Raw genomic sequence first — 16,294 nt, 5'->3', positions numbered from 1 at the left:
TTAATTGAAGAGTTTGATCATGGCTCAGATTGAACGCTGGCGGCAGGCCTAACACATGCAAGTCGAGCGGAAACGAGTTATCTGAACCTTCGGGGAACGATAACGGCGTCGAGCGGCGGACGGGTGAGTAATGCCTGGGAATATGCCTTGATGTGGGGGATAACCATTGGAAACGATGGCTAATACCGCATAATCTCTTCGGAGCAAAGAGGGGGACCTTCGGGCCTCTCGCGTCAAGATTAGCCCAGGTGGGATTAGCTAGTTGGTGAGGTAATGGCTCACCAAGGCGACGATCCCTAGCTGGTCTGAGAGGATGATCAGCCACACTGGAACTGAGACACGGTCCAGACTCCTACGGGAGGCAGCAGTGGGGAATATTGCACAATGGGCGCAAGCCTGATGCAGCCATGCCGCGTGTGTGAAGAAGGCCTTCGGGTTGTAAAGCACTTTCAGTCGTGAGGAAGGTAGTGTAGTTAATAGCTGCATTATTTGACGTTAGCGACAGAAGAAGCACCGGCTAACTCCGTGCCAGCAGCCGCGGTAATACGGAGGGTGCGAGCGTTAATCGGAATTACTGGGCGTAAAGCGCATGCAGGTGGTTTGTTAAGTCAGATGTGAAAGCCCGGGGCTCAACCTCGGAACCGCATTTGAAACTGGCAGGCTAGAGTACTGTAGAGGGGGGTAGAATTTCAGGTGTAGCGGTGAAATGCGTAGAGATCTGAAGGAATACCGGTGGCGAAGGCGGCCCCCTGGACAGATACTGACACTCAGATGCGAAAGCGTGGGGAGCAAACAGGATTAGATACCCTGGTAGTCCACGCCGTAAACGATGTCTACTTGGAGGTTGTGGCCTTGAGCCGTGGCTTTCGGAGCTAACGCGTTAAGTAGACCGCCTGGGGAGTACGGTCGCAAGATTAAAACTCAAATGAATTGACGGGGGCCCGCACAAGCGGTGGAGCATGTGGTTTAATTCGATGCAACGCGAAGAACCTTACCTACTCTTGACATCCAGAGAACTTTTCAGAGATGAATTGGTGCCTTCGGGAACTCTGAGACAGGTGCTGCATGGCTGTCGTCAGCTCGTGTTGTGAAATGTTGGGTTAAGTCCCGCAACGAGCGCAACCCTTATCCTTGTTTGCCAGCACGTAATGGTGGGAACTCCAGGGAGACTGCCGGTGATAAACCGGAGGAAGGTGGGGACGACGTCAAGTCATCATGGCCCTTACGAGTAGGGCTACACACGTGCTACAATGGCGCATACAGAGGGCGGCCAACTCGCGAGAGTGAGCGAATCCCAAAAAGTGCGTCGTAGTCCGGATTGGAGTCTGCAACTCGACTCCATGAAGTCGGAATCGCTAGTAATCGTAGATCAGAATGCTACGGTGAATACGTTCCCGGGCCTTGTACACACCGCCCGTCACACCATGGGAGTGGGCTGCAAAAGAAGTGGGTAGTTTAACCTTCGGGAGGACGCTCACCACTTTGTGGTTCATGACTGGGGTGAAGTCGTAACAAGGTAGCCCTAGGGGAACCTGGGGCTGGATCACCTCCTTATACGATGATTATTCACGATGAGTGTCCACACAGATTGATACGGTTTAATAATTAAGAGTTTCATGTTGGGTCTGTAGCTCAGCTGGTTAGAGCGCTCGCCTGATAAGCGGGAGGTCGGTGGTTCAAGTCCACTCAGACCCACCAATTCTTGCCCAGAGAGTTGGTTCAACATGATATTCGATGGGGCTATAGCTCAGCTGGGAGAGCGCCTGCCTTGCACGCAGGAGGTCAGCAGTTCGATCCTGCTTAGCTCCACCATCTTTAAAGGTTTTTCCTTAAGAATCTTTAAAAATGGTTTCGAAAGAAATCTGCTCTTTAACAATTTGGAAAGCTGACGAATATTGTTTGATTAACAATATTCAATTAAAAGTTCTCAAATCCTAATCTTTAGATTAGGTACCAACACACAATCAAGTGTTCTTGGAATTTGAGTCCGGCAAAATCGAGTCTGCATCATGTTTAAATAATTGCAGACAACTTTGGTGATTTGATTCATCAACCTTAAGAAACTTCTTTGGGTTGTATGGTTAAGTGACTAAGCGTACACGGTGGATGCCTTGGCAGTCAGAGGCGATGAAAGACGTATTAACTTGCGATAAGCCCAGATTAGGTAGTAAAAACCATTTGAGTCTGGGATTTCTGAATGGGGAAACCCACTAGCATAAGCTAGTATCTTGCACTGAATACATAGGTGTAAGAGGCGAACCGGGGGAACTGAAACATCTAAGTACCCCGAGGAAAAGAAATCAACCGAGATTCCGAAAGTAGCGGCGAGCGAAATTGGATTAGCCCTTAAGCTTTTAATGCGTTAGACGAATGTTCTGGAAAGTTCAACGATACAGGGTGATAGTCCCGTAGTTGTCGACGCATCATCAGTGAAATCGAGTAGGGCGGGACACGTGATATCCTGTCTGAATATGGGGGGACCATCCTCCAAGGCTAAATACTACTGACTGACCGATAGTGAACCAGTACCGTGAGGGAAAGGCGAAAAGAACCCCTGTGAGGGGAGTGAAATAGAACCTGAAACCGTGTACGTACAAGCAGTAGGAGCACCTTCGTGGTGTGACTGCGTACCTTTTGTATAATGGGTCAGCGACTTATATTCAGTGGCAAGGTTAACCATCTAGGGGAGCCGTAGGGAAACCGAGTCTTAACTGGGCGTTCAGTCTCTGGATATAGACCCGAAACCAGGTGATCTAGCCATGGGCAGGTTGAAGGTTGAGTAACATCAACTGGAGGACCGAACCGACTAATGTTGAAAAATTAGCGGATGACTTGTGGCTAGGGGTGAAAGGCCAATCAAACCTGGAGATAGCTGGTTCTCCCCGAAATCTATTTAGGTAGAGCCTCGGACGAATACCAATGGGGGTAGAGCACTGTTAAGGCTAGGGGGTCATCCCGACTTACCAACCCTTTGCAAACTCCGAATACCATTGAGTACTATCCGGGAGACACACGGCGGGTGCTAACGTCCGTCGTGGAGAGGGAAACAACCCAGACCGCCAGCTAAGGTCCCAAAGTATAGCTAAGTGGGAAACGATGTGGGAAGGCTTAGACAGCCAGGATGTTGGCTTAGAAGCAGCCATCATTTAAAGAAAGCGTAATAGCTCACTGGTCGAGTCGGCCTGCGCGGAAGATGTAACGGGGCTAAGCTATACACCGAAGCTGCGGCTGCTAATTTTATTAGCGGGGTAGGGGAGCGTTCTGTAAGCCGTTGAAGGTGGTCTGTAAGGGCTGCTGGAGGTATCAGAAGTGCGAATGCTGACATGAGTAACGATAAAGGGGGTGAAAAACCTCCTCGCCGGAAGACCAAGGGTTCCTGTCCAACGTTAATCGGGGCAGGGTAAGTCGACCCCTAAGGCGAGGCCGAAAGGCGTAGTCGATGGGAAACGGGTTAATATTCCCGTACTTCTTATAATTGCGATGGGGGGACGGAGAAGGCTAGGTGGGCCTGGCGACGGTCGTCCAGGTTCAAGTATGTAGGCGGAAGGTTTAGGTAAATCCGGACTTTCTTAACGCTGAGATACGATGTCGAGCCGCTACGTGCGGTGAAGTCATTGATGCCATGCTTCCAGGAAAAGCCTCTAAGCTTCAGATTATAAGGAATCGTACCCCAAACCGACACAGGTGGTCGGGTAGAGAATACCAAGGCGCTTGAGAGAACTCGGGTGAAGGAACTAGGCAAAATGGTACCGTAACTTCGGGAGAAGGTACGCTCTCGACGGTGAAGTCCCTTGCGGATGGAGCTATTGGGAGTCGCAGATACCAGGTGGCTGCAACTGTTTATTAAAAACACAGCACTGTGCAAAATCGTAAGATGACGTATACGGTGTGACGCCTGCCCGGTGCCGGAAGGTTAATTGATGGGGTTAGACGTAAGTCGAAGCTCTTGATCGAAGCCCCGGTAAACGGCGGCCGTAACTATAACGGTCCTAAGGTAGCGAAATTCCTTGTCGGGTAAGTTCCGACCTGCACGAATGGCGTAATGATGGCCACGCTGTCTCCACCCGAGACTCAGTGAAATTGAAATCGCTGTGAAGATGCAGTGTACCCGCGGCTAGACGGAAAGACCCCGTGAACCTTTACTACAGCTTGGCACTGAACATTGAGCCTACATGTGTAGGATAGGTGGGAGGCTTTGAAACCAGTACGCCAGTATTGGTGGAGCCATCCTTGAAATACCACCCTTGTATGTTTGATGTTCTAACTTAGCCCCATTATCTGGGGTGAGGACAGTGCCTGGTGGGTAGTTTGACTGGGGCGGTCTCCTCCCAAAGAGTAACGGAGGAGCACGAAGGTGGGCTAATCACGGTTGGACATCGTGAGGTTAGTGCAATGGCATAAGCCCGCTTGACTGCGAGAATGACAATTCGAGCAGGTGCGAAAGCAGGTCATAGTGATCCGGTGGTTCTGAATGGAAGGGCCATCGCTCAACGGATAAAAGGTACTCCGGGGATAACAGGCTGATACCGCCCAAGAGTTCATATCGACGGCGGTGTTTGGCACCTCGATGTCGGCTCATCACATCCTGGGGCTGAAGTCGGTCCCAAGGGTATGGCTGTTCGCCATTTAAAGTGGTACGCGAGCTGGGTTTAGAACGTCGTGAGACAGTTCGGTCCCTATCTGCCGTGGGCGTTGGAAGATTGAAGGGGGCTGCTCCTAGTACGAGAGGACCGGAGTGGACGAACCTCTGGTGTTCGGGTTGTCATGCCAATGGCATTGCCCGGTAGCTAAGTTCGGAATCGATAACCGCTGAAAGCATCTAAGCGGGAAGCGAGCCCTGAGATGAGTCTTCCCTGGCACTTTAAGTGTCCTGAAGGGTTGTTCGAGACTAGAACGTTGATAGGCAGGGTGTGTAAGCGTTGTGAGGCGTTGAGCTAACCTGTACTAATTGCCCGTGAGGCTTAACCATACAACACCTAAGAGGTTTTGAGTTGGACTCAAAGATAGAACGTTGATTGTGTGATGAACTTTTAGATAGCTTTCCGAATTTTAAGAATTTGCTTGGCGACCATAGCGTTGTGGACCCACCTGATTCCATGCCGAACTCAGAAGTGAAACGCAATAGCGCCGATGGTAGTGTGGGGCTTCCCCATGTGAGAGTAGGACATCGCCAGGCTTTAAATTACATCGATTCAAAGCAACGCGAGTAAGACTTTGAATTGATAACAAATTGGTGCGGAGTGGTAGTTCAGTTGGTTAGAATACCGGCCTGTCACGCCGGGGGTCGCGGGTTCGAGTCCCGTCCACTCCGCCACTTACAACAGATAACCTCGTTTTTACGAGGTTTTTCTGAATCTGAAGCTCAGAAAATATTCGACTTCAGTCACAATTTAGGGGTGTAGCTCCAATTGGCAGAGCAGCGGATTCCAAATCCGCGTGTTGGGAGTTCGAATCTCTCCACCCCTGCCATCTTAGAAGCCTCAGTCGAAAGACTGAGGCTTTTTTGCATCTAATCCAGAGGGCTCTAGACTGCGCGCCCCGGCAGAAATACTAGAGCCTTTTTGCTTTCTGGGATTCGGAGGTTTAGATCTGGTGTTCTCCTGAATTCATTAGTTTGAGGGAGCTATCTAGTACTCTTAGTTACCTTTGGTTAGAGAGAGTTTAGTAGAGCGCGTGGGTTAGTTAGAAGACCACATGAGTAGCGTGGTGTCTGCTAGTATAGATACAAAGAAAAAGCCCTGAGAGGGTATCTCAGGGCTTTGTTGTTTCTAGAGTAATTGCTTGAGGACTCTGTCAGCTTTAACGCGTGTAACTTTGCGCAGTAGCTTCTGGACTGCATCAGGGTAGTTTTCTACTTTCTCTATGTGTTTGTAGCTACCGATGCGCTGAGTGTGTTGGAAGATATTCTCGAACTCTTGCTCAAACTGCTCTTGAACCAATCCATTCTTATCCTGGATAAGCAGAGCATTCTCAAGGTCAAGCTTCCAAGCACGCGGGTTGAGGTTGTTGCCTGTAATAAGCATACGGGTCTTATCTACCCACATACCTTTAAGGTGATAGCTGTTATCTTCGTGTTTCCAAAGCAGCATATCTAGCTTACGACTAGCAATATTGGCCTCATTCGCTTTTAGGAAGCGACGTAGATTCATCTCATATAGGTATGGAAGACCACCTACGGTTTTAAACTCTTCTTCTGGGGAGATAAAGAAATCGTTCGCAGTCTTGTCTCCAACAACGATAGTCACCTTCACGCCACGTCTTAGTGCCTTGCGCAGTTCTTTCTCAACACTTTTTGGGAAGTTGAAATAAGGGGTACAGATAACCACTTCTTCTCGAGCATCTCTCAGCAGTTGAATGATACTGGTATTAAGTAGGTTGCGACGTTTACCAACACCTAACAGAGGGGTGATAGCTAGCTGTTCGCTTTCCGCTACAGCAGAGTGTTTAAATCTGTAGTTGGTTGAGACCAGCTTAGAACGCAATTGACGTATAGCCGATTTTAGTGACTTGGTGGTAGGGCGCTCTTTCTTGGTCAATAGGTTAACCGCAGGATCAGCGATCAGTGATTGAGCCATAAAGGCCACCATAGAGTCAGCAATCTCTGGACTGGTGATCTGATGGTATCTGTCGAAGCGATACTTATCTTGGTTGTGTAGATAGATGTTGTTTAGGCTAGCACCACTGTAAAGAACGGTATCATCAAAGATGAAGCCTTTTAGGTGAAGAACGCCGAATACTTCTCTACCACGTACAGGTACGCCGTAAACTGGAACAGGATGGTCATGAGAGTTTGCCATACGTGTATATAGTGCAGCATTACCATCAGACTCTTCAGCACCGATCAAACCACGTTGAGCTCTATGCCAATCGACACAGATCTGAACGTCTAGTTCTGGATTGTTCTGCTTGGCTTGATAGATTTCATCAAAGATCTCACGTCCAGCTTCATCATCCTCAAGATAGAGCGCCGCGATATAGATTCGCTTAGTTGCCGCTCTAATGAGCCCAACAATTTGCGCTTTAAACTCCTTTGCGGAGTAAAGAGTTTTGAAGTTAATAGGATCAACGGGAACCGCTTTAAGCTCTTCGATGATATTTCTCGCTAAAACCATGTAAGTCTATAGTCCTAAAAAAGGGCTGAATTGGTTGAATATTTTACCAAAAGCGCCCGCAAACTTCCTAGATGATTTGATAAAACAATCAACCAGAATATGGGTTATCTCTGATATTGCATGCAATTCAGTGCTTTTGTCTGCGAATATTTACTGAACAAGCCTTTAAGGGATCCAGGTAACTCGTCTTCAGGTATGGACACAAAGCCGTGCTTGGCATACATGTCCACTAGATGAGAATAGGCGAAACAGTAAACCTTGGAATCGAGATAGTTTGTTTGTAGCTGATCTAGCATTTCAGCTGCAATGCCTTTTTTTCTCTCTTCGGTAACCACCATCATGCCAGTAAGCAGTTGCCAATCTTCTATCTGTCTAAAACGGGTTACCCCAACTATCTTTCCTTCAAGTTCAGCAACGTATATCACTTCTTCGGCTTTTATCTTGGTGGAAGGATAATGGAGCTTATACAGCTTTTTTAGTAAGGGGAGCTTGATCGGATCCAGTTGTGCTATTGACAGATTCTTCATTAATTTGACTGCGACTTGACTTAAGTTTCAGTATTATAAGTGAAGTTTCGCAATTCATAGACACTACAAGCGTACCTAGATGCAACAAATAACCTTAAATGCCAATCTCGCACCGTTTCACACATTCGGTATTGATAGCCAAGCTCGAGTCTTAGTAACCGCTACTAGTGTAGAGGAGCTTATCTCCGTTTATCAAAGTAGCGAGTGGAAAGACTTGCCTAAACTTCCGCTCGGTCGAGGCAGTAACATGCTCTTTACTGAGGACTTCGACGGTGTCGCTGTACTTAACCGTATTCAAGGCATCGAGGTAACAGAAGATGACGAGCATTGGTATCTAGATTGCGCTTCTGGTGAAGATTGGCCATCCCTAGTTGAGTGGAGTGTACTTAAGGGGATTCCAGGTCTTGAGAACCTTGCTTTGATTCCGGGCTGTGTGGGTACAGCGCCGATCCAGAATATAGGTGCCTATGGTATCGAGTTGAAAGATGTGTGCGACTATGTGGAGTATCTTGACCTAGTCGATCTCGGGATCAAACGTCTATCGGCGGATCAATGTCAGTTTGGTTATCGTGACTCTATCTTTAAACAGGAGTTGTTTGGTAAAGCGCTTATTACCAAGGTTGGCCTCAAATTGCCTAAAGCATGGCAACCTAAAACCCAATATGGCGCCCTGCAGAATCTCATTGAAGGTGAACCGACTGCACTTAAGATCTTTGAAGCGGTGAAGCAGACTCGTCAATCTAAACTGCCTGATCCAAGGGTTGAGGGTAATGCTGGTAGCTTCTTTAAGAACCCAGTTATCAGTGTTGAGCTTCATCAAGAACTTAAGCTTGAGTATCCGAACCTTGTAACATTCGAGGTTGCCGACGGCTTTAAGGTCGCGGCAGGATGGCTTATTGATAATGCCGGCCTAAAGGGATTCCAGATTGGTGGTGCTCGAGTACATGATAAACAAGCCCTAGTAATTGTGAACAAGGGCGGGGCAACGGCTTTGGACGTTGTTCAGGTTGCTCAGCGTGTTAAGCAAACGGTTCAGGATAAATATCGTATCGAGCTTGAACATGAGGTTCGCTTTATGGGCGCTTCTTCGGAGACTAATCTAGCTCAGGTTATACAAGGACTGTAAATGAAAGACTTCACCCTTAAAACAAAACTGATTCAACAGCTTTGTGATGGTAAGTTCTATTCTGGAGAACAGCTTGGCGAGGTATTCGGTGTATCGAGAGCAGCAATTGCTCGTCACATCCGCGGAATCCAAGAGTTAGGTATCGATATCTACAGTGTTAAGGGTAAGGGTTATAAGCTAGAGCAACCGCTAGAGCTACTTAATCCTGATTATCTTCAGCAAGGCCTTTCAGTGCCTATCGAGGTTATTCCAGTCATAGACTCTACCAATCAGTATCTTCTAAATCAGAAGGATGTTGAGTCAGGGAGCGTGTGTGTTGCCGAGTATCAGACTCAAGGTCGCGGTCGACGTGGTCGTGCATGGATTTCCCCTTATGGTTCGAATATCTATTATTCTATGTATTGGCGTCTAGAAGCTGGTCTCCAGGCTGCTATGGGTATCAGCTTAGTTATCGGTATTGCTTTGGTAGAAGCACTGGAAGAGTTAGGTGTTCAGGGCTGTAAGCTGAAGTGGCCGAATGATGTTTATCATAATCAGAAGAAGCTAGCGGGTATCCTTGTAGAGCTCTCTGGACAAGCCGGCGATGCCGCTAATCTCATCATAGGAGTGGGTGTGAATGTAGCCATGCCTGAGAATGTTGAGGGTATCGATCAGCCATGGACCTCTCTGAATGAAATTGCCAACGGCCAAACTAACCTGCGCAATGAGTTAGTCAAAACCCTTACACAGAAGCTGTGTTCATCGATAGAGCTTTATGAGACTCAAGGCCTGAAACCATTCCTCGATACTTGGCACAAGTATGACAACTTCATTGGTCAAAATATCAAATTGATCATGGGTAACCGAGAAGTCCATGGTGTATGCCGTGGTATAGATTCAAGTGGTGCTCTGCTGTTGGAGACAGATTCCGGCATTGAGCAGTATGTTGGTGGTGAGATATCAGTTAGGGCAGCGGACTAACTGCGCAAGGATATCTGATCTACCGAATGGTCCCCACTCTTATGCAGAATAAGCTTGGCTCTATTCTTGGTAGGTAAGATATTTCTATCTAGGTTGAGGCCATTTATTTCTCTCCAGATAGAGCGAGCCTTATCGTTGGCCTCTTGCTCAGTGAGCTTTGTGTAGTGACCAAAGTAGGAGTTAGGCTTGGTAAACGCACCTGAGCGGAACTTCAAGAAGCGGTCGACATACCATTGCTCAATCACATCGCTATCTGCATCTACATAGATAGAGAAATCGAGAAAGTCGGAAACGAACACTCGATGTGGTTCATGGGGATAGTCCATGCCACTTTGTAGTACGTTCAATCCTTCAATGATAAGAATGTCTGGTCTATCAACTACCTTCACCTCATCAGTGATGTCGTAGGTAATATGAGAATAGACGGGAACTTCCAGTTCAGCCTTACCCGCTTTCACATCAGCAACAAATTGCACCAAGCGCTTTATATCGTAAGACTCTGGGAAGCCCTTGCGATGCATAATGCCTCGATCCTCAAGTACCTTTTTCGGATACAGAAAGCCATCTGTGGTTACTAGATCGACCTTAGGATGATTTTCCCAACGAGATAGCAGTGCTTTTAGTAGACGTGCGGTAGTGCTTTTGCCTACCGCGACACTGCCTGCAATGCCGATAATAAATGGTGTGTTTGCTCTTGGGCGATTAAGGAAGGTATCCAGAACCTCTGTTCTTCGCTGTTGAGAGCCAACGTGCAGGTTAAGAAGACGGGATAGGGGAAGGTAGATCTCTTCCACTTCAGTCGTATCAAGATTCTCATTGATGCCACGCAGTTCTTCAATGTCTGAATCGTCCAATACCATAGGTACTGAAGCTCTCAATTCTGACCATCGTGATCGATTGAAGTTTATGTGTGAATCCATCAAATCTGTCCCTATCTGAAACTGGGCTTCAAACATACAGGACGCAGTAGAATTTGCAATTAGATGAAAGAATACTTGAGCGTTTTATTAGGTCATTGTGCTTAGATTTTCATCGATCGGCGTCAAATGTGCAAAATCTGTTGTTTTTTTGATGTTTGCTATTGCAAGGGTTTCTTTCATCCCATAGAATGCGCCCCACTTATGTGCCGACTTAGCTCAGTAGGTAGAGCAACTGACTTGTAATCAGTAGGTCACCAGTTCGATTCCGGTAGTCGGCACCACTTTCTCCTAAATGAGTGAAAGTGAGTAAAATTTGGAGGGGTTCCCGAGTGGCCAAAGGGATCAGACTGTAAATCTGACGGCACTGCCTTCGATGGTTCGAATCCGTCCCCCTCCACCATATTCTTAAGGAAATAGCTCACAGAGTTACGTGTTGCGGGCATCGTATAATGGCTATTACCTCAGCCTTCCAAGCTGATGATGCGGGTTCGATTCCCGCTGCCCGCTCCACTCTTTAAAGATGCTGATATAGCTCAGTCGGTAGAGCGCATCCTTGGTAAGGATGAGGTCCCCAGTTCAAATCTGGGTATCAGCACCAGCTCTTAAGCAAATATTTCCTTTTGATATATACTTTACTACCCATTGGTTGCGTGGTCTCAAAGCCACTCGTATAACCGTACCTAGAGGAACACAATCGTGTCTAAAGAAAAATTTGAACGTACGAAACCGCACGTTAACGTTGGTACTATCGGCCACGTTGACCACGGTAAAACAACTCTAACTGCTGCAATCTGTACAACTCTTGCTAAAGTGTACGGCGGTGAAGCGAAAGACTTCGCATCTATCGATAACGCTCCAGAAGAGCGTGAGCGCGGTATCACAATCGCAACTTCTCACGTTGAGTACGACACTCCAACTCGTCACTACGCACACGTAGACTGCCCAGGACACGCTGACTATGTTAAAAACATGATCACTGGTGCTGCGCAAATGGACGGTGGTATCCTAGTTGTTGCTGCAACTGACGGCCCAATGCCTCAGACTCGTGAGCACATCCTACTAGGCCGTCAGGTTGGTATCCCTTACATCATCGTATTCATGAACAAGTGTGACATGGTTGACGATGAAGAGCTTCTGGAGCTAGTAGAAATGGAAGTTCGTGAACTTCTTTCTGAGTACGACTTCCCTGGCGACGACCTACCAGTAATCCAAGGCTCAGCTCTTGGTGCACTTAACGGTGAGAAAGAGTGGGAAGACAAGATTGTTGAGCTTGCAGAAGCACTAGATTCTTACATCCCAGAGCCAGAGCGTGCAGTAGACCAACCGTTCCTACTACCAATCGAAGACGTATTCTCGATCCAAGGTCGTGGTACCGTTGTAACTGGTCGTATCGAGCGCGGTATCCTACGCGTAGGTGACGAAGTAGAAATCGTAGGTATCAAAGAAACTACAACTACTACTTGTACTGGTGTTGAGATGTTCCGTAAGCTTCTTGACGAAGGTCGTGCAGGTGAGAACGTTGGTGCACTTCTACGTGGTACTAAGCGTGATGAAGTTGAGCGTGGTCAAGTTCTTGCAGCTCCTGGCTCAATCAACCCTCACACTAAGTTCGAGTCTGAAGTATACGTACTTTCTAAAGACGAAGGCGGCCGTCATACTCCGTTCTTCAAAGGCTACCGTCCACAGTTCTACTTCCGTACAACTGACGTAACTGGTGACATCTCTCTACCAGATGGCGTAGAAATGGTAATGCCAGGCGACAACATCCAAATGAAAGTTGAGCTAATCGCTCCAATCGCTATGGATGAAGGTCTACGCTTCGCAATCCGTGAAGGTGGTCGTACTGTAGGTGCTGGTGTTGTAGCTAAGATTTTCGATTAATATTTGACGAAATCTAAACAAAAGGGCATCATTTGATGCCCTTTTTCTGCGCTATTGATAATGAGAGTTAAGGTTTACTGACTTAAGCCTCTAATATCGCAGAGAAATTGAAGAATTATCTTTCTATTTGGGGCTGTTTAGCCTATTCGGGAAAGCTGATTCGCTTTAGGGTGTTGTACTCAACACATTTTTGTAGAGCCCTGCAACAGCGGGGTTATTGTCGTCTATAGTAAGACTTGTCACAGGTTAGTTTTATGAAAGCAAATGCTGAAACTCCTGATAGCTCAAGCACAGCAGATATTTTCAAGTGGATTGTCGCTTTTGCTCTGCTGGCCGCTGCTGTTGTAGGAAATTACCTTTATGGTGAAATGTCTGTAGTTGTTCGCGCTGCAGGTGTAGTTGTATTGATTGCAGCTGCTCTGGGTGTTGCCGCTACGACAACAAAAGGCAAAGCCGCTATCACGTTTGCTCGTGAATCTCGTATGGAGATTCGCAAAGTTGTTTGGCCAACCCGCCAAGAAACTATGCAAACGACTCTGATTGTATTGGCTGTAAGTATTGTTATGGCTCTAGTGCTATGGGGCATCGACGGCATCATGGTTCGTCTTGTTGCTCTAGCAACTGGGGTGTGAGGGTTCTAATTCATGAGTGAAGCTCCAAAAAAACGTTGGTACGTAGTTCAGGCTTTTTCTGGTTTCGAAAGCCGTGTTGCTACCTCTTTGCGTGAACACATCAGAATGCATGACATGGAAGAGCTATTCGGTGAGGTACTAGTACCGACTGAAGAAGTAGTTGAAATGCGTGCAGGTCAACGTCGTAAGAGTGAACGTAAATTCTTCCCAGGCTATGTTCTTGTTCAGATGATCATGAACGATGAGTCTTGGCACCTAGTTCGCAGCGTTCCACGCGTTATGGGCTTTATTGGCGGAACTTCTGACCGTCCTGCTCCAATCACGGATAAAGAAGCAGATGCTATCTTGAACCGTCTGGAGAAAGCGAGCGAGTCTCCACGTCCACGTACAATGTACGAAGCGGGTGAGATTGTTCGTGTGAACGATGGTCCGTTTGCTGACTTCAACGGTACCGTTGAAGAGGTGGATTACGAGAAGAGTCGCTTGAAGGTTTCTGTATCGATCTTCGGTCGTGCAACTCCTGTAGAACTCGAATTTGGTCAAGTTGAAAAAATTGACTAAAAAGTAAGCTTAAGGGCTTGTTTGAGGCGCGAATTGTAACTATAATTCGCGCCTCTTTGTTTCTAAACAGAAGCAAAGCGTTAACCAAAACTTATGGGGAGCTGACCTTAGTGCAGCGTTTGAACCCAAAATTTAGGAAATATCATGGCTAAGAAAGTTGAAGCTTATATCAAACTGCAAGTTGCAGCAGGTATGGCTAACCCGTCGCCACCAGTTGGTCCTGCTCTAGGTCAACACGGTGTGAACATCATGGAATTCTGTAAAGCGTTCAATGCAAAAACAGAATCTGTTGAGAAAGGTCTACCAATCCCAGTTGTTATCTCTGTATACAACGACCGTTCTTTCACTTTTGAAACTAAGACTCCACCTGCTGCTGTTCTTCTTAAGAAAGCTGCTGGCGTTAAGTCTGGTTCTGGTCGTCCAAACACTGAGAAAGTTGGTACTGTTACTGACGCTCAGCTGCAAGAGATTGCTGAAACTAAAGCTGCAGACATGACTGGCGCTGACATCGAAGCGATGAAGCGTTCTATCGCAGGTACTGCTCGTTCAATGGGCCTAGTGGTAGAGGGTTAATAAGATGGCAAAACTTACTAAGCGTATGCGCGTAATCCGCGAAAAAGTTGACGTAACTAAAGAGTACGAAATCAACGAAGCTATCGCTCTTCTTAAAGAACTAGCTACTGCTAAGTTCCCTGAGTCTGTAGACGTTGCTGTTAACCTTGGCATCGATGCTCGTAAATCTGATCAGAACGTACGTGGTGCAACTGTTCTTCCTCACGGTACTGGCCGTGAAATCCGTGTAGCTGTTTTCACTCAAGGTGCAAACGCTGAAGCGGCTAAAGAAGCTGGTGCAGATATCGTAGGTATGGAAGATCTTGCTGAGCAAGTTAAGAAAGGCGAAATGAACTTCGACGTAGTTGTTGCTTCTCCAGATGCAATGCGCGTTGTTGGTCAACTAGGTACTATCCTAGGTCCACGCGGTCTTATGCCAAACCCTAAAGTTGGTACTGTAACTCCTAACGTTGCTGAAGCTGTTAAGAACGCTAAAGCTGGTCAGGTTCGTTACCGTAACGACAAGAACGGCATCATCCACACTACTATCGGTAAAGCTACTTTCGAAGCTGCACAGCTTCAAGAGAACCTAGAAGCACTTCTAGTTGCTCTTAAGAAAGCTAAGCCATCTTCAGCGAAAGGTACTTTCCTGAAGAAAGTAAGCATCTCTACCACTATGGGTGCAGGTGTTGCTGTGGATCAGTCTAGCCTAAACACGCTAGCAAACTAATCTTGATTGGGCGCGGAATTTGTGTATAATTTTGCGCCTAATATTTGTGGTTGGGGCTGACTCAAGCATCTCGATGTAAGAGTGAGTCTCCGTCCAAGACCGTAGGTGTTACTCGTTATTTTTAATGAAGTGACTTAATAGTAAACCTACGTAGATGGTGCCCGAACTGACAGAAAGCCAAACTTGTAAAAGATTGCCTTTCTTCATGGGACTGCACCGTAAAGCGCTCATCGATTCCCGATGAGTGGTGTAACGACAACCAGGAGTAAATCCAAAATGGCTTTAAACCTTCAAGACAAAAAAGCAATTGTTGCTGAAGTCAACGAAGCTGCCAGTGGTGCACTTTCTGCAGTTGTAGCTGATTCTCGTGGCGTTGAAGTGGGCGCAATGACTTCTCTACGTAAACAAGCTCGCGAAGCGGGTGTTTACGTGAAAGTTGTTCGTAACACACTAGCACGTCGTGCGGTTCAGGGTACTGACTATGAGTGTCTAGTAGACACTTTCACTGGTCCTACTCTAATCGCGTTCTCTAACGAGCACCCAGGTGCTGCAGCGCGTCTTTTCAAAGACTTCGCTAAAGAGAACAAAGATTTCGAGATCAAAGCTGCTGCATTTGAAGGCGCAGTTACTGACGCAGAAGTACTAGCGACACTACCAACTTACGACGAAGCTATCGCACGCCTAATGATGTGCATGAAAGAAGCTTCTGCAGGCAAGCTGGTACGTACTATCGCTGCACTACGCGATCAGAAAGAAGAAGCAGCGGCATAAGCCTTGCTTTTTACTGGTTGCTAAATAAACTTATTGTTGATTTAAAAGAGAATTGTTATGTCTATTACTAACGAGCAAATCCTAGACGCAGTTGCAGAAATGTCTGTAATGCAAGTTGTAGAGCTTATCGAAGCTATGGAAGAAAAATTCGGCGTTTCTGCTGCAGCAGCTGTTGTTGCTGGCGGCGCAGCTGGCGGTGACGCTGCTGAAGAGCAAACTGAATTTGACGTAGTTCTTACTGCTGTTGGCGGTAACAAAGTTGCTGTTATCAAAGCAGTACGTGGCGCTACAGGTCTAGGCCTGAAAGAAGCTAAAGCTCTAGTTGACGGTGCTCCAGCACCACTTAAGGAAGCTGTTTCTAAAGAAGAAGCAGAAGGCCTTAAAGCACAACTAGAAGAAGCTGGCGCTTCTGTTGAAGTTAAGTAATTATTACTTAATTTCTTAGCCGAATGGCTAATGGCTGGTGGTTTATTGACCACCGGCCTTTTTGCGCTAAAGGACTTTGATGTTTTTCCGCTGTTT

Annotated in this window: 12 protein-coding genes, 8 tRNA genes and 3 rRNA genes; 20 read left to right on the top strand and 3 right to left on the bottom strand. The window is 47.0% G+C overall.

The window, feature by feature from the left end; all coding sequences use genetic code 11:
• Position 1 precedes the first annotated feature (1 nt).
• The 7 genes from Pcarn_RS13095 to Pcarn_RS13065 all read left to right on the top strand — a co-directional run bounded on the left by Pcarn_RS13095 (position 2) and on the right by Pcarn_RS13065 (position 5,469).
• Positions 2 to 1,554 (top strand): 16S ribosomal RNA (locus tag Pcarn_RS13095).
• Positions 1,555 to 1,621: 67 nt separating this feature from the next.
• Positions 1,622 to 1,698: transfer RNA gene (locus tag Pcarn_RS13090), tRNA-Ile, on the top strand.
• A 38-nt stretch (positions 1,699 to 1,736) separates the two neighbouring features.
• A tRNA-Ala gene (locus Pcarn_RS13085) sits at positions 1,737 to 1,812 on the top strand.
• A 267-nt stretch (positions 1,813 to 2,079) separates the two neighbouring features.
• Positions 2,080 to 4,969 (top strand): 23S ribosomal RNA (locus Pcarn_RS13080).
• Between the two features lie 91 nt (positions 4,970 to 5,060).
• Positions 5,061 to 5,176 (top strand): 5S ribosomal RNA (rrf, locus tag Pcarn_RS13075).
• The 16S, 23S and 5S rRNA genes sit together here with 4 tRNA genes alongside, the layout of an rRNA operon.
• Before the next feature lie 61 nt (positions 5,177 to 5,237).
• Positions 5,238 to 5,314, top strand: a tRNA-Asp gene (locus Pcarn_RS13070).
• 78 nt (positions 5,315 to 5,392) lie between these two features.
• Positions 5,393 to 5,469, top strand: a tRNA-Trp gene (locus Pcarn_RS13065).
• A 299-nt stretch (positions 5,470 to 5,768) separates the two neighbouring features.
• Here the strand turns inward: Pcarn_RS13065 and pssA are convergent.
• Together pssA and Pcarn_RS13055 are read right to left on the bottom strand one after the other, a co-directional pair.
• On the bottom strand, positions 5,769 to 7,112 hold the full coding sequence (gene pssA / locus Pcarn_RS13060) for a CDP-diacylglycerol--serine O-phosphatidyltransferase (protein ID WP_261834268.1): 1,344 nt from the start codon (positions 7,110 to 7,112) through the stop codon (positions 5,769 to 5,771).
• A 104-nt stretch (positions 7,113 to 7,216) separates the two neighbouring features.
• Positions 7,217 to 7,639 carry a GNAT family N-acetyltransferase gene (locus Pcarn_RS13055; RefSeq protein ID WP_261834267.1) on the bottom strand — a complete coding sequence of 141 codons (423 nt, stop codon included), beginning with the start codon at positions 7,637 to 7,639 and terminating at the stop codon, positions 7,217 to 7,219.
• A gap of 79 nt (positions 7,640 to 7,718) precedes the next feature.
• On the opposite strand from Pcarn_RS13055, the gene murB reads away from it, so the two are divergent.
• Both murB and birA read left to right on the top strand, forming a co-directional pair.
• Positions 7,719 to 8,765 carry a UDP-N-acetylmuramate dehydrogenase gene (gene murB, locus Pcarn_RS13050; RefSeq protein ID WP_261834266.1) on the top strand — a complete coding sequence of 349 codons (1,047 nt, stop codon included), beginning with the start codon at positions 7,719 to 7,721 and terminating at the stop codon, positions 8,763 to 8,765.
• Positions 8,766 to 9,725, top strand: a complete 960-nt coding sequence (gene birA, locus Pcarn_RS13045) for a bifunctional biotin--[acetyl-CoA-carboxylase] ligase/biotin operon repressor BirA (RefSeq protein WP_261834265.1) — start codon at positions 8,766 to 8,768, stop codon at positions 9,723 to 9,725.
• Here birA and coaA read toward each other — a convergent pair.
• Entirely contained in the window at positions 9,722 to 10,645 is a 924-nt protein-coding gene (gene coaA / locus Pcarn_RS13040; protein WP_261834264.1) for a type I pantothenate kinase, read from the bottom strand. The two genes, birA and coaA, sit on opposite strands and share 4 nt — an antisense overlap.
• A 205-nt stretch (positions 10,646 to 10,850) precedes the next feature.
• On the opposite strand from coaA, the gene Pcarn_RS13035 reads away from it, so the two are divergent.
• From Pcarn_RS13035 to rplL, 11 genes are all read left to right on the top strand, one after another.
• A tRNA-Thr gene (locus Pcarn_RS13035) sits at positions 10,851 to 10,926 on the top strand.
• Positions 10,927 to 10,960: 34 nt separating this feature from the next.
• Positions 10,961 to 11,045: transfer RNA gene (locus tag Pcarn_RS13030), tRNA-Tyr, on the top strand.
• Between the two features lie 35 nt (positions 11,046 to 11,080).
• Positions 11,081 to 11,155: transfer RNA gene (locus Pcarn_RS13025), tRNA-Gly, on the top strand.
• 12 nt (positions 11,156 to 11,167) lie between these two features.
• Positions 11,168 to 11,243, top strand: a tRNA-Thr gene (locus Pcarn_RS13020).
• Between the two features lie 98 nt (positions 11,244 to 11,341).
• A complete protein-coding gene (gene tuf, locus Pcarn_RS13015; protein ID WP_261834263.1) occupies positions 11,342 to 12,526 on the top strand; it encodes an elongation factor Tu in 1,185 nt (394 codons plus the stop codon).
• A gap of 254 nt (positions 12,527 to 12,780) precedes the next feature.
• Complete coding sequence (secE, locus tag Pcarn_RS13010) at positions 12,781 to 13,158, top strand: preprotein translocase subunit SecE (RefSeq protein WP_261834262.1); 378 nt, start codon at positions 12,781 to 12,783, stop codon at positions 13,156 to 13,158.
• 12 nt (positions 13,159 to 13,170) lie between these two features.
• Positions 13,171 to 13,719, top strand: coding sequence for a transcription termination/antitermination protein NusG (nusG, locus tag Pcarn_RS13005; RefSeq protein WP_261834261.1), 549 nt, complete (start codon positions 13,171 to 13,173; stop codon positions 13,717 to 13,719).
• Positions 13,720 to 13,863: 144 nt separating this feature from the next.
• Positions 13,864 to 14,292 carry a 50S ribosomal protein L11 gene (gene rplK / locus Pcarn_RS13000; RefSeq protein WP_261834260.1) on the top strand — a complete coding sequence of 143 codons (429 nt, stop codon included), beginning with the start codon at positions 13,864 to 13,866 and terminating at the stop codon, positions 14,290 to 14,292.
• A gap of 4 nt (positions 14,293 to 14,296) precedes the next feature.
• The gene (gene rplA / locus Pcarn_RS12995; protein WP_261834259.1) at positions 14,297 to 15,001 is read left to right on the top strand and encodes a 50S ribosomal protein L1; all 705 of its coding nucleotides are present in this window, start codon (positions 14,297 to 14,299) and stop codon (positions 14,999 to 15,001) included.
• Between the two features lie 276 nt (positions 15,002 to 15,277).
• Positions 15,278 to 15,772, top strand: coding sequence for a 50S ribosomal protein L10 (gene rplJ, locus Pcarn_RS12990; protein ID WP_137358490.1), 495 nt, complete (start codon positions 15,278 to 15,280; stop codon positions 15,770 to 15,772).
• 57 nt (positions 15,773 to 15,829) lie between these two features.
• Complete coding sequence (gene rplL, locus Pcarn_RS12985) at positions 15,830 to 16,198, top strand: 50S ribosomal protein L7/L12 (RefSeq protein WP_261834258.1); 369 nt, start codon at positions 15,830 to 15,832, stop codon at positions 16,196 to 16,198.
• The last annotated feature ends 96 nt before the right edge of the window (positions 16,199 to 16,294 follow it).

Origin of the sequence: Vibrio ishigakensis (assembly GCF_024347675.1) — a bacterium.
In the GTDB taxonomy this organism is placed as follows: domain Bacteria; phylum Pseudomonadota; class Gammaproteobacteria; order Enterobacterales; family Vibrionaceae; genus Vibrio; species Vibrio ishigakensis.
This window is presented reverse-complemented; position numbering and strand designations above follow the sequence as displayed.